The sequence below is a fragment of the Guyparkeria hydrothermalis genome, assembly GCF_023555375.1.
Taxonomy (GTDB): domain Bacteria; phylum Pseudomonadota; class Gammaproteobacteria; order Halothiobacillales; family Halothiobacillaceae; genus Guyparkeria; species Guyparkeria hydrothermalis.
The window spans coordinates 161375-182421 of record NZ_JAJSEE010000007.1 but is presented as its reverse complement, the minus strand read 5'-3'; the positions used below and the strand labels follow the sequence as shown (position 1 = coordinate 182421).

At 67.8% G+C, this 21047-nt stretch carries 20 protein-coding genes; 5 read left to right on the top strand and 15 right to left on the bottom strand.

Annotation, left to right across the window (positions count from 1 at the left end; all coding sequences use genetic code 11):
• Nucleotides 1-348 precede the first annotated feature (348 nt).
• Entirely contained in the window at nt 349-1536 is a 1188-nt protein-coding gene (locus LV475_RS10200) for a YqcI/YcgG family protein (protein ID WP_156227579.1), read from the top strand.
• Nucleotides 1537-1591: 55 nt separating this feature from the next.
• Here the strand turns inward: LV475_RS10200 and LV475_RS10195 are convergent, their stop codons facing one another.
• From LV475_RS10195 to LV475_RS10170, 6 genes are read right to left on the bottom strand one after another with little or no spacing between them, the layout of a single operon-like run.
• On the bottom strand, nt 1592-2149 hold the full coding sequence (locus LV475_RS10195) for a chalcone isomerase family protein (protein ID WP_247709491.1): 558 nt from the start codon (nt 2147-2149) through the stop codon (nt 1592-1594).
• A complete protein-coding gene (locus LV475_RS10190; protein ID WP_250106247.1) occupies nt 2149-2631 on the bottom strand; it encodes a DUF3833 family protein in 483 nt (160 codons plus the stop codon). The genes LV475_RS10195 and LV475_RS10190 overlap by 1 nt, the downstream gene beginning before the upstream one ends.
• Nucleotides 2628-3923, bottom strand: coding sequence for an MFS transporter (locus LV475_RS10185; RefSeq protein ID WP_156227583.1), 1296 nt, complete (start codon nt 3921-3923; stop codon nt 2628-2630). The genes LV475_RS10190 and LV475_RS10185 overlap by 4 nt, the downstream gene beginning before the upstream one ends.
• A complete protein-coding gene (locus tag LV475_RS10180) occupies nt 3920-5170 on the bottom strand; it encodes an SAM-dependent methyltransferase (protein ID WP_250106246.1) in 1251 nt (416 codons plus the stop codon). Before LV475_RS10180 ends, LV475_RS10185 begins: the two co-directional genes overlap by 4 nt.
• Nucleotides 5143-5943, bottom strand: a complete 801-nt coding sequence (locus LV475_RS10175) for a DUF1365 domain-containing protein (protein ID WP_250106245.1) — start codon at nt 5941-5943, stop codon at nt 5143-5145. Before LV475_RS10175 ends, LV475_RS10180 begins: the two co-directional genes overlap by 28 nt.
• On the bottom strand, nt 5940-7298 hold the full coding sequence (locus LV475_RS10170; protein ID WP_156227589.1) for an NAD(P)/FAD-dependent oxidoreductase: 1359 nt from the start codon (nt 7296-7298) through the stop codon (nt 5940-5942). Before LV475_RS10170 ends, LV475_RS10175 begins: the two co-directional genes overlap by 4 nt.
• A 193-nt stretch (nt 7299-7491) precedes the next feature.
• Between LV475_RS10170 and LV475_RS10165 the strand changes: the two genes are divergently transcribed.
• The 3 genes from LV475_RS10165 (at nt 7492) to LV475_RS10155 (ending at nt 11351) form a co-directional block, all read left to right on the top strand.
• Nucleotides 7492-7656 carry a DUF2256 domain-containing protein gene (locus tag LV475_RS10165; RefSeq protein ID WP_347709487.1) on the top strand — a complete coding sequence of 55 codons (165 nt, stop codon included), beginning with the start codon at nt 7492-7494 and terminating at the stop codon, nt 7654-7656.
• Complete coding sequence (locus LV475_RS10160) at nt 7646-9241, top strand: cryptochrome/photolyase family protein (RefSeq protein WP_250106244.1); 1596 nt, start codon at nt 7646-7648, stop codon at nt 9239-9241. The genes LV475_RS10165 and LV475_RS10160 overlap by 11 nt, the downstream gene beginning before the upstream one ends.
• Nucleotides 9242-9440: 199 nt before the next feature.
• Complete coding sequence (locus LV475_RS10155; RefSeq protein ID WP_250106243.1) at nt 9441-11351, top strand: sensor domain-containing diguanylate cyclase; 1911 nt, start codon at nt 9441-9443, stop codon at nt 11349-11351.
• 100 nt (nt 11352-11451) lie between these two features.
• Here the strand turns inward: LV475_RS10155 and LV475_RS10150 are convergent, their stop codons facing one another.
• The 5 genes from LV475_RS10150 to ygfZ form a co-directional block, all read right to left on the bottom strand.
• A complete protein-coding gene (locus LV475_RS10150; RefSeq protein WP_136866757.1) occupies nt 11452-12345 on the bottom strand; it encodes a phosphoribulokinase in 894 nt (297 codons plus the stop codon).
• Nucleotides 12346-12605: 260 nt separating this feature from the next.
• The gene (locus LV475_RS10145; protein ID WP_136866756.1) at nt 12606-12884 is read right to left on the bottom strand and encodes a YrhK family protein; all 279 of its coding nucleotides are present in this window, start codon (nt 12882-12884) and stop codon (nt 12606-12608) included.
• Nucleotides 12885-12890: 6 nt separating this feature from the next.
• The gene (gene trmB / locus LV475_RS10140; RefSeq protein ID WP_136866755.1) at nt 12891-13592 is read right to left on the bottom strand and encodes a tRNA (guanosine(46)-N7)-methyltransferase TrmB; all 702 of its coding nucleotides are present in this window, start codon (nt 13590-13592) and stop codon (nt 12891-12893) included.
• A 4-nt stretch (nt 13593-13596) separates the two neighbouring features.
• Nucleotides 13597-14409: a thiazole synthase gene (locus tag LV475_RS10135; RefSeq protein WP_136866754.1), complete on the bottom strand. Its 813-nt coding sequence runs from the start codon at nt 14407-14409 to the stop codon at nt 13597-13599.
• A 35-nt stretch (nt 14410-14444) separates the two neighbouring features.
• Nucleotides 14445-15503: a CAF17-like 4Fe-4S cluster assembly/insertion protein YgfZ gene (gene ygfZ / locus LV475_RS10130; protein WP_156227597.1), complete on the bottom strand. Its 1059-nt coding sequence runs from the start codon at nt 15501-15503 to the stop codon at nt 14445-14447.
• 81 nt (nt 15504-15584) lie between these two features.
• Here ygfZ and LV475_RS10125 point away from each other — a divergent pair, with 81 nt between their 5' ends.
• Nucleotides 15585-16046, top strand: coding sequence for a hypothetical protein (locus LV475_RS10125; protein WP_156227599.1), 462 nt, complete (start codon nt 15585-15587; stop codon nt 16044-16046).
• 106 nt (nt 16047-16152) lie between these two features.
• Here the strand turns inward: LV475_RS10125 and coaE are convergent, their stop codons facing one another.
• The 4 genes from coaE to pilB form a co-directional block, all read right to left on the bottom strand.
• Nucleotides 16153-16806 carry a dephospho-CoA kinase gene (gene coaE, locus LV475_RS10120; RefSeq protein ID WP_250106242.1) on the bottom strand — a complete coding sequence of 218 codons (654 nt, stop codon included), beginning with the start codon at nt 16804-16806 and terminating at the stop codon, nt 16153-16155.
• A gap of 7 nt (nt 16807-16813) precedes the next feature.
• Nucleotides 16814-17689 (bottom strand): prepilin peptidase, encoded by an 876-nt coding sequence (locus tag LV475_RS10115; RefSeq protein WP_250106241.1) that lies wholly within the window; start codon nt 17687-17689, stop codon nt 16814-16816.
• An 85-nt stretch (nt 17690-17774) separates the two neighbouring features.
• Nucleotides 17775-19007 (bottom strand): type II secretion system F family protein, encoded by a 1233-nt coding sequence (locus LV475_RS10110; protein WP_136866750.1) that lies wholly within the window; start codon nt 19005-19007, stop codon nt 17775-17777.
• Between the two features lie 28 nt (nt 19008-19035).
• Entirely contained in the window at nt 19036-20733 is a 1698-nt protein-coding gene (pilB, locus tag LV475_RS10105) for a type IV-A pilus assembly ATPase PilB (RefSeq protein ID WP_136866749.1), read from the bottom strand.
• Nucleotides 20734-21047 lie beyond the last annotated feature (314 nt).

Sequence of the window (21047 nt, the reverse complement as noted above, 5' to 3'; positions counted from 1 at the left end):
GGGCTGCGGCGTGCCGCTGGCACGCCGTTCCGGGTCGCCCATGCTCCGCGTTGCGATGCCTTGACGTGGCCACCGGCACGCCGGCGACATCGCGCCTTGATCACGAACGACTCGCCAAGCCAGAGTGGCATGGCATTCGTACCGACCTTCCCTTGGGTAAAACCCGTTTGTCCGCAAGGGCTTAGCGCGATTGTGCGGCCCGGTAGTGCCCCCTTTTTTGCGCCCACGGCCATTATCCGGTAGATTGCGCGCTCCGCTCGGCGCGGCGGGGTATGGCGAGCCGCTGGTTTGGTGTTTCAAATCAGTGACTTGTGGGTTGAGAGGTGAGCATAGAAAACGGGGCGTGCCATGAACATCATGAAGCAGTTTGTGCTGGGTCGTCGGCTGGTCGGTGGCTGGGCGCTGGAACAGGGCGCGACCCTCGACGACGCGGCGGCCATCCGGCTGGCCGAGTCGCTGGCCGAACGCGACTGGCTGTCACCGCGCGCCGCGGATGACCTCGATCTCTCCCTGCTTTCGTTCCTGGTGCTGGAGACGGCCCACCGCTACTACGTCCAGGCCGACAAGGCCCTGAAGACCTGCCAATCCGAGGAGGGGCGCACGCTCTACCCGGCGGCGATGTTGCCCGAGCGGCTGGCCGACCTGGCCGCGACCCTGCGCTTCTACAACGGGGCGCCGGCCATGGCCCCGTCGCTGCCCGCCAACGGCCTGGCGAGCCTGCAGAGCCTGACCAACACCCTGTTTGCGGTGATCGCCGCGCAGTTCCCCGAGCACATGGCCGAGGTGCACGCCCAGGTGATGCGCGCCGAGGTGGCCGAGGCCGTGCGCGCCGGTTTCGCTCGGACGGCGGCGCACGTGCCCGTCTACTCGCCGACGCACCTGGAGTTCATGGGCGCGGTCGACAAGACCCGCTGCATCTTCGCCCCGTCGGGCAAGTACTGGGGGGCGCGCGACTACGATCCGGCGCGTGGCTTCGATGCCAACGTGCGCCAGTTCGGCGAGGACCTGTTCCGCTTCATGACGGTGGCGCGCAAGGAGAAGTTCAAGGGGCTGGCCTTCCGCCTGCCGGCCTCCTTCAGCCGTTCGGTCGAGCGCCTGGCCGAAACCACCGCCACCCTGCTCGAGGGGCTCAACCGCATCGACCCGGCCGGATCGCGCTGCCTCGAGCGGGTCGACGACAAGCCCGGCTGGAAGTTCGAGTGGGCCGGCGAGACCATGTTCCTGACCGCCTTCGGTGTCTGCTATCCCGAGGACCACCCGCGCAACCCGTACGGCTTCGATTACACCTATTTCTTCTTCCAGCCGGACTTCGTGCTGCGCAACCACCCCGGGCTGATCGACGGCAAGGAAGAGATCTCGCGCCAGCGCATCCTCGCCTCGTTCCGTAAGGACGGCATGGACTACGACAACGCCGGCAAGGAAGCCGAGCACGCCCGGTATCTGCGCCCGATGGCCGCCGACGGCCCGGCCGTGGCCTGGTGGGAATACCTGCCGGCCCGGCAGGTGGTCGAGGAGCCGTTGCCGGCCGCGGTCTGAGCGTCCTTCCGATCGCCGGGCCGGTCGCCCCGGCGACTTTTCCTTCGCCGCGCCGTCAGTCCACTCGGGACAGCAGGGCGGTGCGCAGCGTGTCCGACAGCGGCGGCTCGGCCAGCCAGATACCGAAATAGGCCCGCGCAAGCTCGCGGTCGTCGGACTCGAAGCGCATCTCGTCGTTGAGTTTCAGGGTCAGCCGTTCGGTTGCCGGGTCCCAGTCGAGGCGATAGCGGTCGCCGTCGGTCACGTCGATCATGGCGCTCTGGATTGCGTCGATCTTCGGTCGCAACGCCTCGCGCGCCTCGCCTCCGTACTGCTTGTCCAACGCCACCCAGGTCGCCTTGCGGATGTCCTCGACCCCGACGTCGCGGTGATACTCGAGGATCAGGCTCATGGGCACCTCGGCGTCGACGATCGCTTGCTCGTCGGCCTCGGCCGGGGCGTAGAGCGCCGCGTCGTAGACGTCCCAGATCATGTAGCTGGCCGTGCCCGAGCCCTGCAGGACCAGTGGGGACTCGCCGAGCGTGCGTTCCGTCGGGAAATCCCGGGCAAACGCGGTGGATGACGTGCCGATCAGCAGCGCCATGCCGGCCACCATCAGCCCCAAGCGGCCCATCACGATGCCTCCCCGTCCGGATCGGTCTTGGTGAAGAACAGCGTCACCTCGCCGACGCGGATGCCGAACTTGGTCACCGTCGCGCGGTTGATCACCACGTTCTCGCTGCGGCGGATCATCCAGTCGTCGAAGGCCACGTCGATGGTCGAATCCCCGTAGGGCAGGCGCAGCACGTAGCGCCCCTCGCCGGTGGGCGTGATGCGCCAGGTGCGCTGGTCGGTCTCGCCGTCGTCGTAGACGAAATCCTCGTCGAGGACGAATTCCTCGCCCTCCCAGTAGCCGTCGATCTCGACGCGGAACTGGCGCTTGATCTCGCCGCCGCGGCTCTCGAAGATGCCGTGCGCCCAGGTCTGGCCCTCGAAGTAGCCGGTGAGATCGAAGGCGGGCGTGGTGCCCTGGAACTGCTCGAGTTTCATGCTGCTGCATCCCGTGAGTAGCAGGGTGAGGGCGAGCGCGCTCGCCACGGTGAGGTGTCGGATCATGGGGTGGTACCTCGCAGGTGGGATTCGGTATCGGTCAGCTGTCGGAAGACCAGCCAGGCGGCAGCGAGCTTGAAGACGACCGGCAGGGCGCCGTAGGTGACGGCCAGGGCGGTGGTGTCGCTGTCGCCCGCCTCGAAGCCGGCCAGCGACAACAGCCCGAAGCCCACGCCCACGGCCACCGCCAGGGCGAGCTTGGTCGCCAGCCCCAGCAGGCCGAAGAACAGCCCGGCCCGATCGCCGCCGCCCTCGTCGCTGTCGATCCCGGCGATGTCGGCCTGGATCGAGGCCGGCAATGCCATGTCGGCCCCCAGGCTCAGGCCCGAGACCGCGCAGATCAGGGCGAACCAGGCCACGTCACCGCTGCCCAGCCACGGGGCGAACGAGAAGCTGATCGCCGCGAGCAGGATCGATGCGCCCCAGGCGCGGCGCTTGCCGATCCGTCGGGCGATCGCCGTCCAGGCCGGCAGCGCGGCGATGCCGGCACCGAAATACAGGAGCAGCAGCCAGCCGAGCCAGTTCTGGGCGCCGAGCCGGTCGGCGACGAACATCAGGAACAGCGCGGCGGGGATGCCGTTGGCCAGGTTGTTGAGAAAGTACCCACCCAGCAACCCGCGCAGGCGCCGGTTGTGTTTCAACAGCGGCCAGCCGTGTCGCCAGTCGACCAGTGGGCGATGGATCGCCGGTTCGGGCGTGCTTGCCGCCATCACGAAGAAGCCTGCCGGCAGCAGGATCGCCATCAGCCAGAACACCGCCGTGAGCACGTCCGCCGGGGCCTCGCTGCCGAGCAGGATGGGCAGGGCGGCGGCCAGCACGGTGCCCACCAGGGCCAGACCTTCGCGGCCGGCCGCCAGGCGGGTGCGCCCGTGCGGGGTCGGGTCGGCCTCCGCGCCCAGGCTGGTGTAGGGCAGCTGGATCAGCGTCCAGCCGAGGAAGGCGGCCAGTCCCCACAGGTAGAGATGCCACAGCCCGACGTCGTCGTCCGGGCGCAGCAGGAACCAGAGCGAGACGATCAACAGCGGCATGCCGGCGCCCATCAGCCACTTGCGCCGATGGCGCCCGGGGATGCGGTCGGAGAGGTAGCCGACCACCGGGTCGGTGATCACGTCCCAGAGACGCGTGAGCATCAGGGCGGTGCCCACGGCGGCCAGGCCCAGCCCCAGCTCGTTGGCGTAGAACGGCGGCAGGTAGACGTAGAGCGGAATGCCCATCAGCGCCAGCGGCAGGCCGGGGGCGCCGTAGGCGAGCACCTGCCACAGGCTCAGTCGTGGTGCGGTGCTCGCGCGGGTGTTCACGGGCGTTCCAGGATGACCTGGGCGACGTCGATCCGGTCGGCGAGGAAGCCGGCCTCGCAGTAGGCGAGGTAGTAGCGCCAGGTCTGGCGGAAGCGGTGATCGAAGCCCAGGGCCTCGAGCTGCGGCTCGACGGCGTCGAAGCGCTCGCGCCAGCGCGCCAGCGTGCGGGCGTAGTCGTGACCGAAGCGTTGGGTCTCGCGCACGGTCAGCCCCGCCCGCTCGGCGCCGGTGTGGAAGCGCTCGACCGAGGGCAGCATGCCGCCGGGGAAGATGTAGAGCTGGATGAAGTCGGGCTCGCGGCGGTAGGCCTCGAACGCGTCCTCGTCGATGGTGATCACCTGGATGGCGGCGCGGCCGCCGGGCTTGAGCCGGTCGTATACCGTCTGGAAGAAGGTCGGCCAGTAGCGCTCGCCGACCGCCTCGAACATCTCGATCGAGACGATGTGATCGAACCGGCCGCCCTGGTCGCGGTAGTCGGTCAGGTGCAGGCGGGCGCGGTCATCCAGGCCCGCGGCGGCCAGTCGCTCGCGGCCCCAGGCGAGCTGTTCGGTCGACAGGGTCAGTCCGTCGAGGTGCAGGCCTCGCCGGGCGGCCGTCTCGGCCAGCCCGCCCCAGCCGCAGCCGATCTCCAGCAGCCGGTCGCCCGGTTTGGCCCCGAGGCCGTCGAGCAATCGGTCGTACTTGCGTTGCTGGGCGGTGACCAGCGACTCGTCGGGTTCGGCGAACAGGGCCGAGGAGTAGGTCATCGACTCGTCGAGCCACAGGCGATAGAAGTCGTTGCCGAGATCGTAGTGCGCGGCGATGTTGCGCCGGCTGCCGCGGCGGTGATTGGCGCGCAGGGCATGCTGGATGCGGTGGCCGAGTCGCGCCCAGAAGCCCGGGCGCAGGTCGTGGCCGATCGCCTCGACGTTGCGTGCGCCGATCTCGAGCAGGCTGGTCAGGTCGTCGGTGGTGAAGTCGCCTTCGATAAAGCCTTCGGCGATGCCGATATCACCCAGTCGCGCGATGCGCGAGAACAGGCGGGCCGGGTGGTGCAGGTGCCAGCTGGCGGCAAGCTCGGGGTGCTCGGCACCGACGAACTCGGCGAACCCGCCGTCATCGGTGGTGACCCGGACGCGGCCGATGCGGATGTCGGCCAGCAAATGGGTCACCCAGCGCGCGCTCAATGGCAGGGCGTGTTCGGCCGGTCGCTCGCCGGCCGTGGAGCCCGAGACGGGGCTCAGGTTCCGTGTTTGGACGATGGGCATGAGCTGACCTCCGATGCCGGTGGTGGCGGGTTCTTGTGAAAGCGTCCGCCCTTGAGCCAGATTTTCAGGGCCTGCCAGTGGATCAGGCCAATCACCTTGAGGGTGAGAAACGGGATGCGCAGCGCCTCGAGCATCAGCCGGCGATCGGTGAGCTGGCGGCGCTGGGCGGTGTGGGTGGCGACGAGTGTCAGGGTCTCGCCGCCATCACTGTCGACTTCGGTCTCGCGGATCGCCACGCCCAGGCGCTCGCCGGGGCGCGAGAGCCGGAAGTGGTAGCGCATGTTCATGGGCAAAAACGGCGAGACGTGGAACACCTTGTCAGCCTGCGCGCGGAAGGGCTTTTCCAGCGGCCGGCCGTGGTCGTGCAGGAAGTAGTGGTGGTGCCCGCCGAAGGTGTTGCTCACCTCGCAGTCGATCGCGACCAGCTCGCCGGACCGGTCATGGCAGTACCAGACGGTCAGGGGGTTGAACTGGTAACCCAGCACCCGCGGGTAGGCCGAGACCAGGATCCTGCCGCCCTCGATGTCGATGCTCTGGGCATGTGCCGTGGCCGTGATCCAGTCACGCAGCGGCATGTCGCGGCGCGGGCCGTGATCGCGGTCGTGGACGGAGAACAGGTTGAAGCGGTTGTGCGAGAGCAGGCGCTGGTCGGGAAAGCCGGCCTCGAGATCGTCGAGATCGACCAGGAGCGAGAACACGCGGTAGCGAAAGCGGTAGCGGGCCCGCGTGAACCGCTGGTGCATCACCCAGCCCTGGTAGAGCGCCGAGGTCACGCCGCCTCCGTCCCAGGGCTGCTGGATGGGTCGCCTGAGGAGGCAGTCGAGGTGGTGTCCTCCCAGGGAATCGGCACGCCGAACTGGCGGGCGACGGCCACCGCCGAGGCGAGCCCGTCCTCGTGAAAGCCGTAGCCGGTCCACGCGCCGGCGTAGAAGGTGCGGCGGTGGCCCTGCAGGGCCGGCAGCTCGGCCTGGGCGGCCACGGCGCGGGCATCGAAGACCGGGTGGTGGTAGGTGATCTCGCGCTCGATCAGCGACTCGCGGGGCGGCTCGAAGGGGTTGAGCGTCACCAGCCAGTCGTGGGCCGACTCCAGCCGTTGCAGGCGGTTCATCCAGTAGGTCACGGCCACGGCCCGTTCGCCGTCGGCATCGCGCCGCCCGAGGTAGTTCCAGCTCGACCAGACCTTGCGGCGCGTCGGCATCAGGGCGATGTCGCGATGCAGGAAGGCGCGGTTTTCCTGGAAGCGGAACGCGCCGAGCACGCCGGTCTCGGCCGAGTCGGCCCGGTCGAGTGCGGCGAGCGTCTGGTCGGCGTGCCCGGCCATCACCACGGCATCGAAGCGTCGCCCGTGTTCGGGCAAGGTCACGCCGGTCTCGTCGCGCTCGACCCGCGTGACGGGATGGGCGGTGAGTGCCTCGAAGCGGCGTTCGGCCAGCATCCGCTCGACGTAGCGGCGTGAGCCGCCCACGACCGTCTCCCACTGCGGGCGGTCGGCCACGTTCATCAGGCCGTGGTTGTCGAAGAACTGCAGGAAGCTTCGTGCCGGGAAGGCGCGCATCTGCCGGGTCGGGCAGGACCAGATCGCCGCGGCCATGGGCAGCAGGTAGTCCTCGGCGAGTCGCGGCGAGAAGCGATGGTGTTCGAGGAACTGCCCCAGGGTGCGCGTGCCGAGCGAGTCATCGCCGAGTGCCGCCTTGCCCAGACGGTTGAAGCGCAGGATCTCGCTGACCATGCGCAGGAAGCTCGGCCGCAGCAGGTTGGCCCGTTGCGCGAACAGGGTGTCGAGGTTGTCGCCGCTGTATTCCAGACGCCCGGCGTCCATGCTCATGCCGAAGGACATGTCGGTGGGCTGCGTCGCGATCTCGAGCGACTCGAGCAGGCCGAACAGGTGCGGGTAATTGGGGCGGTTGCAGACGATGAACCCGCTGTCGACCGCCACCCCGCCGCCGCGACCGTCATCGACCAGGTGGGTGTGGGTGTGACCGCCGATGTAGTCGTTCTGCTCGAACAGCGTCACCCGGTGGCGCTGGCCGAGCAGCCACGCCGAGCCCAAGCCGGCGATGCCCGAGCCGATCACGGCGATATCGAGCGGTTGGGCGGTGGGGGGAACGAAGGGGCTGGTCTGGGTCACGCAGGGTCTCCGGGCATTCGGCAGATTACGGCTAGAGTGTATAAACTCTGTACAGGTTTTGCACAGAAATTTGCCCCGCCATGTTTCGACCCGTTGTTTCGCTCGATCCGACCTGTCTCGCCGTCCCCCGGCGAGGCCCGCACCCTCGTTGTTGCAATGACTGGACGCGCGTGGTGCCCGTCAGGTGGCCGGGATGATGGCGCGGCAGGCACGCAATCAGCCCGTCAACCGGCCAAGCAAGGTCTGTCCGGTGTGCAACCGACCATTTGCCTGGCGGCGCAAGTGGGCGCGGGACTGGGCGCGTGTCGTCTACTGCTCGGAACGCTGTCGTCGCGATAGGAGATCACATGACCGCTAGACACCTGCTGGTCGTGCTGGGTGATCAGCTCAACCCCGACAGCGCGCTGTTCGACGGCGCCGATCCCTCGTGCGACGTGATCTGGATGGCGGAGGTGGCCAACGAGGCGTGTCACGTCTGGTCGCACCAGTCGCGCATCGCGTTGTTCCTGTCGGCCATGCGGCACTTTGCCGCCGACCGCCGGATCGATGGCTGGCGGGTCGACTACCGGGAACTGCCCGCCACGGCCGAGGACGACAACCTGCCCACGCTGGAGGCTGCCCTGGCCCAGGCGATCGAGCGCTGGACCCCGCAACGGGTGATCTGGGTGTGCCCGGGGGAGTATCGGCTGCGCGACGCCCTGGCGGCGGTGGTCAGCGAGGCCGGTGTCCCGCTCGAGGCGCGTGGCGATCGGCATTTCCTGGTCGATGACGCGTGGTTTGCCGACTGGGCGGCGGGGCGCAAGACCCTGCGCATGGAGCATTTCTACCGGGCCCAGCGGCGCCGGTTTGCCGTGCTGATGGACGGCGACGAGCCGGTGGGCGGGAAGTTCAATTTCGATGCCGCCAACCGGCAGTCCTTCGATGCCCGTGGTCCGGGGCTGATGCCCGAGCCGGCCCGCTTCCCGCCCGACCGGGTCACGCGTGAGGTGATCGATCTCGTGCAGGCGCGATTCCTCGACCACCCCGGCCAGGATCACGACGCGCTGTCACGCTTCGACTGGCCGGTCACCCCGGCCCAGGCCGAGCAGGCGCTGGTCGATTTCATCGAGCAGCGCGGCCACGCGTTCGGTGCCTACCAGGACGCCATGTGGACCGATGCGCCTTGGTTGTACCACTCGCGGCTGTCGGCCGCGCTCAACCTCAAGCTGATCGACCCGCGACGGGTGATCGAGGCGGTGGAGTCCGCCTGGCGGGACGGGCGCATGCCGCTGGCCGCCGCCGAGGGGTTCATCCGCCAGGTGCTGGGGTGGCGCGAATTCGTGCGCGGGCTCTACTGGTGGGGCATGCCCGATTACGCGCGGGGAAATGCACTCGAGGCCGACGAGCCGTTGCCCACCTTCTACTGGCGCGGACGGATGGCCGACGGCGAGCCCATCCCGATGAGTTGCCTCGACCAGGCGATCGGCCAGACGTTGCGCCTCGGGTATGCCCATCACATCCAGCGCCTGATGGTCACCGGCCTGTTCGCCCAGTTGCTGGGCGTGCGCCCGCAGGCGGTCCACGAGTGGTACCTGGCCGTCTACGTGGACGCGGTCGAGTGGGTCGAGCTGCCCAACGTGCTCGGCATGTCGCAGTACGCCGATGGCGGGGTGATGGCGAGCAAGCCCTATGTCGCCTCGGGGCGTTACATCCAGCGCATGAGCAACTACTGCGCGCATTGCCGCTTCGATCCGGGTGAGGCGGTGGGCGAGTCGGCCTGCCCGTTCACCACCCTCTACTGGGATTTCCTGCTGCGCCACCGCGAGCGCTTCGCTCGTCACCCGCGCACCGCGCTGCAATGGAAGCACGTCGAGCGCATCGATGCCGAGCGGGCTGCCGTGATCGGCGAGCAGGCCGAGTCGTGGCGCGAGGCACTCCGGGCCTCGTCCCGGGGCGAGGGGTGAGCCCAAGGCAATCGATCAACACGATTCCCCGCACTTTTCATGGGCTTGAGCGGCGTGGTCCCGCCCGCGCCGGTGGTTACGGGGACGGCTTTCTGGGATAATTGCCGCCGTTGCGCGCACGCTGCTGCTTGCGCTCTCCCCGCCGCCCAATCGAGCCCCCGGCGCCGGGTGGCCGATGTCGACCGGAGTCCCCCGGCCCATGCCCGAGCTCAATGCCGTCCGACTGATCCGCCGCAAGGCGATGCTGCTCGCCGTGCTGGGTATCCTCGTCAGCGGCATCCTGGTGGCGCTGGTCACCGCCGTGCCCATCTACCAGTCCTCGCGCGAGGGCCTGGAGCGCAGCACCCTGATGGGTATCCAGGCGCAGGGGGCGGCACTCGACAACCTGGTGCAGCGCTACGAGGGTATCGCCCGCCAGGTCACCAGCCGCACGGAAATCCGCCGCCGCCTCGAGGCCTACGTCGACGGCCAGATGTCGATCGAATCGCTCACCGAGTACACCGCCCCGCGGCTGGCCGATGCGCTGGGCACCTCGGCCGCGCTGGTGGGCATCAAGCGGCTCGGGCCGTTCGGCGAGGAGATCGTCGACGAGGGCGTGACCGCCGAGGTGCCGGAGCACACGGTCCTCGACGAGCTTGGCGATGTGCAGAGCCGGCTGGTGCGGTTCGAGAACCGCATCGTCTGGCGCACGGTCGCGCCGATCTGGGCCGAGGACGGCCAGCGGCTCGGCACCGACGTGCTGTTCTTCGAGGTCGATAGCCTGGTCAGCCTGCTCGAGCGGGCGCGCACACTCGAGCCCTCCGCGCGCGGTTTTCTGCTCGACTACCGCGGCGAGCGACTCGTGGGCGTGAACGCCGACGGCACCGGGCTGGAGATGGAGAAGGCGCGCGAGACAATCGCCGGCGAGCTTTCGCGGATCGACCCAACCGGTCCCGGCGTGGTCTGGCCCGAGCTGGATGGCGAGGCCCGTGTGCTGTTCCACACGCCGGTCGGCGGCGGTCGCTGCCTGCTGCTGATCGAGTCCGATTTCTGGAGCTTCTACCAGCCGGTGGTCGCGCGCCTGCTTTGGCCGCTGGGCGTGGTGCTCCTGCTGTTGCCGCTGGTCGCCTGGCTGGCCGCGCGGGCGTTGCGTCCGGTATTGCAACGCCTGTCGGAGCAGGCCGAGGAGCTCGAGCGCTCGGCCGGTGAGCTGCGCCTGGCCGGCAGCGTGTTCGAGGGCACCGGCGAGGCGATCATGATCACCTCGCCCAACCATCGCATCCTGCGGGTCAACCCGGCGTTCACGCGCATCACCGGTTTCAGCGCCGACGAGGTGATGGGGCGGCCGATGAGCGACCTGTTCCAGCTCGATGACGAGGAAAGCGAGCAGCTGGAGCGCATCTGCCAGCGGCTCAATCGCGAACACAGCTGGCAGGGCGAGCTCGACTACCGCAATCGACGTGGCGAGCGGCTGACCGCGTTGCAGACCATCAGCAAGGTGACCGACGAGCAGGATCGGGTCAGCCACTTCATCCACATCTTCAACGACATCACCGAGACCAAGGTGGCCGAGCAGCAGATCCGCCATCAGGCCCACCACGATTCGTTGACCGACCTGCCCAACCGGGCCTCGCTCAAGTATCGGATCGGCGAGGCGGTGGCCCGGGCGCGCCAGGACAACACGCGCCTGGCGGTGCTGTTCCTCGACCTGGACTACTTCAAGGAGGTCAACGACCGGCTCGGCCACGCGATGGGCGACCGGCTGCTGCGCGAGGTCGCCGGCCGCCTGCAACGCCTGCTGCGCCACGAGGATATCGTGGGGCGCCTGGGCGGCGACGAGTTCCTGATCCTGCTCGAGGGGTTGCCCGCGCCGCGCTTTGCCGGGCAGGTCGCCGCCAAGGTGATCGAGGTGCTCACCCAGCCATTCGACCTCGACGGCGAGTCGGTCTCGATCGGCGTGTCGATCGGCATCGCGGTCTTCCCCGAGCAGGGGCATGATGCCGAGGCACTGGTCAACCACGCCGATGCGGCCATGTACGAGGCCAAGGCCGCCGGTCGGGACCGCTACCGCTATTTCGACGGCCCTGCGGATGTGACCACGTCGCGCAACGGAGACGATTCCCCCTCCTGAAGTCGGCTCACCGGACGGTTTGATCCGTCGCGGACACGAAAAAGCCCCCGCGGCGCAGAGCCGGCGGGGGCTTTTTTCGTTCCGGCGAATCCGTGAACGCTTAGGCGTCGCGTTCCTGGATCAGGCGATGGATACGCGGGGTCAGGATCAGGTCCATCGCGTAGCTCATCTTGCCGCCCGGCACCACGATGGTGTTGTAGCGGGACATGAACGAGTGCGGGATCATCTGCAGCAGGTACGGGAAGTCGACGCCGAACTCGTCCGGATCGCGGAAGCGGATCACGACCACGCTCTCGTCCGGGGTCGGGATGTCGCGCGCGATGAACGGGTTGGAGGTGTCGACGGTCGGCACGCGCTGGAAGTTGACGTCGGTCTGCGAGAACTGCGGGGTGATGTAGTTCACGTAGTCCGGCATCCGGCGCAGGATGGTGTCGACGATCTTCTCGGCGGAGTAGCCGCGCTCGGCGTTGTCGCGGAAGATCTTCTGGATCCACTCGAGGTTGACGATCGGCACGACGCCGACGCCCAGATCGACGTGCTGGGCGACGTCGACGTCATCGGTCTTCACCAGGCCGTGCAGGCCTTCGTAGAACAGCAGGTCGGAGCCGGCCGGGATGTCTTCCCAGGGGGTGAACTCGCCCGGGCCGAGGTTGGTGTTCAGGCGCGCGTTGTGCTCGGCGGCTTCTTCGTCGCTGTGCAGGTAGTAGCGCTTCTTGCCGGAACCCGACTCGCCGTAGCTCTTGAACAGCTCGCCCAGCTTGTCGAAGTGGTTGGCCTCGGGGCCGAAGTGGGAGAAGAAGTTGTTGCCCTTCTCGGCCTCGGCGGCCATGCGCTCGCGCATGTCCTTGCGGTTGAGTGCGTGGAAGCTGTCGCCCTCGATCACGACCGGCGAGATGCTCTCGCGACGGAAGATGTGATTGAAGGCGGTCTTGACGGTCGAGGTGCCGGCGCCGGACGAGCCGGTAACCGCGACAACGGGATGCTTCTTGGACATGGTCCCTCCTGTTGGAAAGCAATAAAACGAAACGTGGAAAAGCGGTGCAATTCGGTCGGTAGGCCGGAGAGGAGCGCAATCGTGGTCGCGCTACGAGACTCGCCGGGCAAACGAAAGCCCACGATAATATGGGTTTACGGCACCGGGAACAAGTTGCTGCCTATCGAACCGGCCCGGAATGGCGCGGTTGCCGGGCCTTGGGGAAGGCTGCACGAATGCCATACCGCTCTGCGTTCCTTGAGCCGAGCACCTGCTGAGTTTCAGGGTGTCTTGGCCGACACGGCCTGGCGACGCCGAATTCGCTGCAGATGGATGTTCCGAGCCAGCCGAATGCTGGGGCGAACCAGGTACTGCAGCGAGGCGATGACGAAGACCCAGGCGCCGACCGATTCGTAGTCGGGAACGAGGAAGGCGACGCTGCCGAGCGTGAACCACAGACCGATCAGGAAATCGTTCGCCAGTACGGCGGTCTCGTAGCGGCGCCGGATGACCAGCGCCTCGCGGCCCAGCGGCAGGGTCAGTGAGGGGTCGCGACTCATGCCCGACTAGCGGCGGCGGTAGAGCAGGTCGAACACCTGATGGCCACGTTCCTCGCCGCGCCGCTCGAACTTGGTGCGCGGGCGCCAGTCGGGCCGGGCGTTCTCGCCCGTGCCCTCGTGCTCGGCGGTAAAGGCCGGGTGGGCGTCGAGCACCTCGCGCATGTGTTCGGCGTACTCGGCCCAGTCGGTGGCCAGGTGCCACAGCCCGCCGGGCTTGAGGCGGGTGGCGACGAGATCCGCGAATGGCGTCTGCACGATGCGGCGCTTGTGATGGCGCTTCTTGTGCCAGGGATCGGGAAAGTAGAGCAGCAGTCGGTCGAGGCTTTGCTCGCCCAGGCGCTGCTCGAGGAACGGCACGGCGTCGCCGCAGACGGCCTTGAGGTTGGTCAGGCCGAAGTGCTCGATGCCGTTGAGCAGGTGGCCCACGCCGGGGCGGTGGACCTCGATGCCGATGAAGTCCTGCTCCGGGTCCTTGGCGGCCATCTCGACCAGGCTGTCGCCGTTGCCGAAACCGATCTCCAGGGTCAGTGGCGCGGTCCGGCCGAACAGTTCGGCCGGGTCGATCCGCGGGCCCTCGGCCTCGATCAGGTACTTCGGCCCCAGCTCGTTGAGCGCGCGCTGCTGGCCGGGCGTGAGTCGACCCTCGCGGCGGATGAACGAGCGGATGCGACGCCGGAAGCCGTCGCTTTTCTGGCTGGTTTCGCTCATGGGATCAGAAGAACAGGCCGTCGACGGGCGAGGAGGCGCTGGCGTAGCGCTTTCTCGGCATGCGCCCGGCGAGGAAGGCCTCGCGGCCGGCCTCGATCGCCTTCTTCATCGCCGAGGCCATCAGCACGGGGTTGTTCGCGTGGGCGATGGCGCTGTTCATCAGTACGCCGTCGCAGCCGAGCTCCATGGCCACGGCCGCATCCGACGCGGTGCCGACGCCGGCATCGACGATGATCGGCACCTCGGCGTTCTCGATGATGGTCATCAGGTTGTACTTGTTCTGGATGCCCAGGCCCGAGCCGATCGGCGCGGCCAGCGGCATGACCGCGACGCAGCCGATCTCCTCGAGTCGCTTGGCGACGATGGGGTCGTCGGAGGTGTAGACCATCACCTCGAAGCCGTCCTCGACCAGGGTCTCGGCCGCGAGCAGGGTGTTGGTGATGTCCGGGTAGAGGGTCTTCTCGTCGCCGAGCACCTCGAGTTTGACCAGGTTGTGCCCGTCCAGGAGTTCGCGCGCCAGTCGACAGGTGCGCACCGCCTCGGTGGCGGTGTAGCAGCCGGCGGTGTTCGGCAGGATGGTGTATCGCTCCGGTGGCAGCACGTCGAGCAGGTTGGGCTCGTCGGGGTTCTGGCCGATGTTGCTGCGACGGATCGCCACGGTGACGATCTCGGCCCCGGCGGCCTCGGTGGCCTCGCGGGTTTCGGTCATGTCCTTGTACTTGCCGGTGCCGGTCAGCAGGCGCGAGGTGAAGCGACGGCTGCCGACGACCAGCGGCTGGTCGGCCGTCGGGCTGGATTCGGGACGGTTGTCAGTCATGGGCTTGATTTCGTTGCGTGTGATTTGGGGTGGGGTCAGTGCCGGGCGCCGGCCCGGTCGCTGCCGCCCTCGATGGTGTCGTGCGGGTCGAGGCTCAGGGCCAGCCCGTCGATGCTCAGGGAATCGTGCAGGTGCTTGAGCTTGATCACGGTGAGCACCAGGCTGCCCGACTCGTCCGGCAGCGGGGCGCTGCGAACGACCTCGCCGGCGGTCTCGTCACGGTCGTTTTTCACCGGCGTGCCGGCTGCCGGCGCGGCAAGCCCGAGCACATGGCCGGCGAACAGGCGCCGGTTGGGCTTGCCGAGGTAATGCATCCGGGCGATGACTTCCTGACCCGGATAGCAGCCCTTCTTCAGGCTGAAGGCATCGAGCTCGTCGAGGTTGATCCATTGCGGCACGAAGTGTTCGGCCGTCTCGCCGGTTACCTCCGGGATGCGATCCTCGATTTCGGCGCGTTCCCAATGGTCGCTGGCAACGATGGCGCTGCTGTCCGGGGCGGTGCCGAGCATCGCCTTGAGTGCCTCGGTCGGGCCGTGAACGGCAACGCGCATGCCGTGGCTCGTGCCCTTGTCCTCGCGCAGATAGAGGCAGCCGCGCGCGTCCACGACCGTCGGCCAGCGGCCCGGCGTTGGGTCGGCCTGGGCGAGTCGTTCGATGGCCGCGCAGGCCTCGGCGTCGTCGAACGGGCAATCGGACGACCGGGTCTCACCCGGCCAGATGATGCCCATCGCGGCCTGGTCGTCGGCGAGCGACAATTGCACGTCGCGGCGCAGGACGTACATCTGCAGGCGCTTGAGCAGGCCCGGGGCGAGTTCTGCACGCGTGATGAGGTGGAAGCGGTCGTCGTGCGCGGCGATACGCAGCAATCCGAGTGCCCGTCCCTTCGCGGTGCACAGGGCGGAGAAGGAGGCGGCCTCGTCGCTCACCGCGTTGATGTCTTGCGTGAGGATCGCGTGCAGGAAGGCGCGCGCCTCCGTGCCGGCCACCTCGATGACGCGCCGCTCGGGCAGGTCGGTCAGCAGGATCGTGCCGGTGGATGCGTGGCCGGTCGGTTGCATCAGGTCGTGCCAGGTTGTATCGATCGCGTCGGACATTGGCGCATTCAGGCTCGTCAAGTTCGGTCGGCAAGGATAGCATCACCGCCGGCGGCTTCGCTGCGAGATGGAGGGCGACCCATGGAACGGGTATCGGAAGGATTCAGTGAGCGGCTGGTTGCCGACCGCTGGCTACTGGCAGCGTGGACCGCGCTGGTGCTGGCCGCCTGGCTGGCGGTCAGCCTGGTCATCTGGCAGGCGCCCCGGCCGGTCGGGGGCCACACGCCGTCACTGGAATGGTTGTGGCGAACGGCGGCCTGGCTGGTGGTCTCCGGCGGGTTGTGGCGTTGGCTTCATTATCGCCCGCCGGGCTTTGCGATCGAGGGGCAACTGGCGTGGTCGGCCGGGCGTGCGGAGGTGCTGCTGCCCTCGGGCGAGTCGATACGTGGAGAGACGCGGGTGCTGTGGCAAGGCCCGTTGCTGGTGGGGGTGAGGCTCGATACCGCCACGCGCGGACGTTTCACGCTTTGGCTGACGCCGGCGCGCCTGGGGCGGCGCGGTTGGTGGCGTCTGCAACGCTTCCTGATGCTGGGGACGCCGTGATCCGTCGCGCGCGTTCTTAGGGAATCGCCCTTTTGCGGCGGACGAGCGGCTTGTAGCTGCCCGGCTCAGGGCACGCCGAGCGGTATGGCATTCGTGCAGAGTTTCCTTAGATGCGCGAGCCGGGCCGGCGCAGGCGGCGATCCAGCTCCACGATCCGTGCGCGCAGGGCCTCGGGCGCGGCATCGTTGACCAACTCGAAATCGGCGATCGCCCGGCGCGCCGCGTCATCGACCTGGGCGGCCATCCATTGCTCGGCCTGGCGGGCGTCGATGCCCGGGCGGGCGGTGAGCCGCTCTCGGCGCAGCGCGTGTGGCGCAGTCAGGGTGATCACGGCGTCGAGCCAGTCCCGATAGGCCGGCCACACCGAGGCCTCGGCGAGCAGCGGGACCACCACCAGCACGTAGGGCGCGTGACGCCTCGCGGCGTTTGCCCGCTCGCGGGCCGTGGCCCGGATGGCCGGGTGCAGGATCGCCTCCAGCGCGGCGCGCTCCGCCGGTTGGTCGAGGATGCGCCGGCGCAGCCGGTCGCGATCGAGACGGCCATCGTCCCGGAGTATCTCGTCGCCGAATCGGGCCCGGATCTCCTCAAGGCAGGGGCTGCCCGGCTCGACCAGTTCGCGGCTGATCGCGTCAGTGTCGACGATTGGGACGCCTAGCTCGGCAAAGATCGAGGTCGCCAGGCTCTTGCCGCTGGCAATACCGCCGGTCAGGCCGATGACCTTGCCTGTTGTTTCCTCGCGATCCGGGGAGCGGTTCGTCATGCCGGGGTCAGAGCGCGCCGCCCAGGTAGGCCGCCATGATCGGCTCGCCGAGATACAGGGCGACCAGCCCGGCGAGGGCAAGATACGGGCCGAAGGGGATGGGGATGCGGCGGTCGTGGCGCAGGGCCACGATCATCGCAATGCCGATCAGGCTCCCGGCCAGGGCCGAGAGTAGGATCACCAGCGGCAACAGCTGCCAGCCCATCCAGGCCCCCAGGGCGGCGAGCAGCTTGAAGTCGCCGAAGCCCATGCCCTCCTTGCCGGTGAGCAGCCGGAACAGCCAGTACACCGACCACAGGGCGAGATAGCCGAACACGGCGCCCAGCACTGCCTGGTCCAGCGAGAGATGGTAGTCGTCCAGCACGATCGGCAGGAGCAGGCCCAGCCACAAGAGCGGCAGGGTGAACACGTCGGGCAGCAGTTGGGTTTTGAGGTCGATGATCGAGGCGGCGAGCAGGGCCCAGCCGAACAGGAACACGGCCAGGGCCAGCGCGGTTGGCCCGAAGTGCCAGGCCGCCAGACCGGTAAGCGCGGCGCTCGCCAGTTCCACCAGCGGGTACTGCCAGGCGATGGCCTGACCGCAATTCGCGCAACGACCGCGCAACATCAGCCAGCTGAGCACGGGGATATTCTGCCAGGCCCGGATCGGCGCCCCGCAGCCCGGGCAGGCCGAGCGCGGCCGGACCAGGTTGAAGGGCTCGTCGGCGGGCGCCTCCTCGCGGTCCAGCAGGGCACGGCATTCGCGCGTCCACTCCCGCTCCATCATCACCGGCAGGCGGTTGATCACCACATTGAGAAAGCTGCCCACCAGCAGGCCGAACACCGTAGCGACGCCGATCCAGATGGCCGGGTGTTGCTGGAAGATCGCTTGCAGTTCGCTCATGAGGTATGTGGACCTGGGTCGGGGCCGGATAGCGAAACGGCCCGTGCATGGCGGGCCGTGTGGGTTCCGTCGGGTGGCGCGGTGGTCAGACCACGGCGCCCAGCTTGAAGATCGGCAGGTACATGGCGATGACCAGACCGCCGACCACGATGCCGAGGAAGGCCATGATCATCGGCTCGAGCAGGCTCGACATGGCGTCGACCATGTTGTCGACCTCCTCCTCGTACATGTCGGCCACCTTGGCCAGCATGTTGTCGAGCGCACCGGTTTCCTCGCCGATCGCGACCATCTGGATCACCATCACCGGGAACAGGTTCGATTGCTGCATGCCGATGCGCAGCGGCGAGCCGGCAGCCACCAGGTCGCGCATGCTCATCACCGCGTCGCGGAACACCGCGTTGCCGGTCGCCCCGGCCGTCGGCGGCAGGGCCTCGACCAGCGGGACGCCGGCGGAGAACATGGTCGACAGGGTGCGGGCAAAGCGCGCGATCGCCGATTTCTCCATCAGCGGGCCGAAGATCGGCAGCTTCAGGATCATCCGGTCGAGGAAGTGGTTGAAACGATCCGAGCGCCGCTTGACGAACACGAACAGGAAGATCGCCCCGCCGATACCGCCGAAGATCCAGTACCAGTACTCGCGGAACAGGTCGGAGAGGCCGATGACGAACTGGGTGAAGGCCGGCAGGTCGGCACCGAAGCCCTGGAACAGCGATTCGAACTGCGGGATGACGAAGATCAGCAGGATCGCGGTGACGATAAAGGCGACCACGAGTACCGCGGTGGGGTAGAACAGGGCCTTCTTGATCTTGCCCTTGAGGCTCTCGGTCTTTTCCTTGTAGGTCGCGATGCGGTCGAGCACCACCTCGAGGGCACCGGACTGCTCGCCGGCGCGCACGAGATTGACGAACAGCTCGTCGAAGTACTTGCGGTGCCGATCGAGGGCGTCGGCGAGGTTGGTGCCGCTCTCGACGTCGTTCTTCACCTCGTTGATGAGGTCCTTCATCGTCTTCTTCTCGGCGCTCTGGGCGATGATGTCCAAGGCCTGCACGATGGGCAGGCCGGCGGTCATCATGGTGGCGAGCTGCCGGGCGAAGGTGGCGATGTCGCGCGGCTGGACGGGCTTGGAGCTGGAGAAAAGCGGCTTGGCCTTGCGCTTGACCCGGATCAGGGTCATGCCCAGACGCCGGATCTCGGCACGCACGGCGGTGTCGTTGAACGCCGCCATCTCGCCCTTGATCACCCGGCCTTCCTTGGTGCGCGCCTCGTAGGTGAAGACGGGTTTTTCGCTTGTCTTGTTCTTGCTTGCCGCAATGGCCATCTTGTCTCTCCCTTGATCCCGGCCGCCTTCAGTCCTTGGTGACGCGGTTGATTTCCTCGAGGCTGGTCACGCCGGCGAGCACCTTTTTCAGACCGGAGCGTCGCAGGTCGTCGATGCCTTCCTTGCGCGCCTGGTCGGCGATGTCCATGGCATTGCCGCCTTCCATGATGATCCGCCCCATCGCCTCGGACACGGGCATGACCTGATAGATGCCGACCCGGCCCTTGTAGCCGTTGGTGCACTGATCGCAGCCCACCGCCTTGTAGATGGTCGGCGAGCCGGCGAGGTCCTCGGCGGTGAACCCCTCGCGGCGCAGTTCCTCGTCGGGGATGCTTTCCTTGGTGCGGCAATTATTGCACAGGCGTCGCGCCAGTCGCTGCGCGATGATCAGGCTCACCGACGAGGCGATGTTGTAGGCCGGCACGCCCATGTTCACCATCCGAGTGAGCGTCTGTGGCGCGTCGTTGGTGTGCAGGGTCGAGAGCACCAGGTGCCCGGTTTGGGCGGCCTTGATCGCGATCTCGGCGGTTTCGAGGTCGCGGATCTCGCCCACCATGATCACGTCCGGATCCTGGCGCAGGAAGGCGCGCAGTGCGTTGGCGAAGGTCAGCCCGACCTTGGGATTGACGTTGACCTGGTTGATGCCCGGCACGACGATTTCCGCCGGGTCTTCGGCGGTCGAGATGTTGCGGTCGCCGCTGTTGAGGATGTTCAGGCCGGTGTAGAGCGAGACCGTCTTGCCCGAGCCGGTGGGGCCGGTGACCAGGATCATGCCGTAGGGCTTGTCGAGCGCGTCCATGTAGAGCGCTTTCTGCCCGGGCTCGTAGCCGAGCTGGTCGATGCCCAGTTGCGCGCTGGTCGGGTCGAGGATACGCAGCACCACCTTTTCGCCGAACAGGGTCGGGCAGGTGTTGACACGAAAGTCGATCGAGCGGTTCTTCGACAGCTTGAGCTTGATGCGCCCGTCCTGCGGGATGCGCCGCTCGGAGATGTCCATCCGGCTCATCACCTTGACGCGCGCGATGATGCGGTCGGCCAGGTTGGCCGGCGGCTTGGCGCTCTCGGTGAGCATGCCGTCGATGCGGAAACGCACGCGGAACTGCTTCTCGTAGGGCTCGATGTGGATGTCCGAGGCGCCCTTGCGGATGGCATCCGTCAGGAGCTTGGTGACGAACTTGACCACCACGTCGTCCTGGATCGAGGCATCCTCGACGTCGTGGGCCTCGTCGTCCTCGCGCTCGAACTCGACGTTCGACAGGTCGTCGTCGAGTTCGTCCCCCAGGGCATCCATGCTGTCGCTCAGGGCTTCCTCGAGCAGTCGCGCGATCGTCGGCGCCTCGGCGACCACCGCCTCGATCGCCATGTTGGTCGAGAAACGAAAGCCGTCGATCGCGCCGGTATCGGAGGGGTCGGCAACGGCCACCGTCAGGCGACGCCCGCGCTTGAACAGCGGCAGCGCCATGTTGGCCTGAAGGACCTTCTCGGGGACGAGTTTCAGGGGCAGGTCGCTGGTGTCGATGGCATCGAGATCCACCAGCGGCAGACCGAAACGCTTGGAGGCGACGGCGGCGATGGTTGCCGCCGACACGCCCTCCGCGATCACGGTGTTGAGCAGCGAGTCCTCGCTGGCTTCGGCCTTGGATTGAATGGTCTTTGCCTGGTCGGAGGACAGGGCTTCCTCCCTGACCAGGGCGCTGAGCAGTCCATTGACGGGGGGTGCGCTCATCGATCCGCCTGTGCGTTGTCGCGTCCGTGTTCGTGCCCCGCGGGCGGGGCGGCATGCGCAAAGGATGCCCGCTTGGCCGGTTTCTGACAAGGGAAACCCTGCACGATTCGATGACGTCTCTGCGGGCCTCCAAGGGTGCAGATGCAAGGCGCAGCCCGCCGTGAAGGGTCGTCGCTCTTTACACGGGCGGCAACGCCGCAGATGGACCCTTGGAAGCCCGTTCCAGCTCCGCGTTCACCGGGCTGCGGAGCGACGTTGAGTCGCTCCGGTCCCGGTTCACCCAGACGGGGCTCGCGGGTTTGCCCGCACGCAGC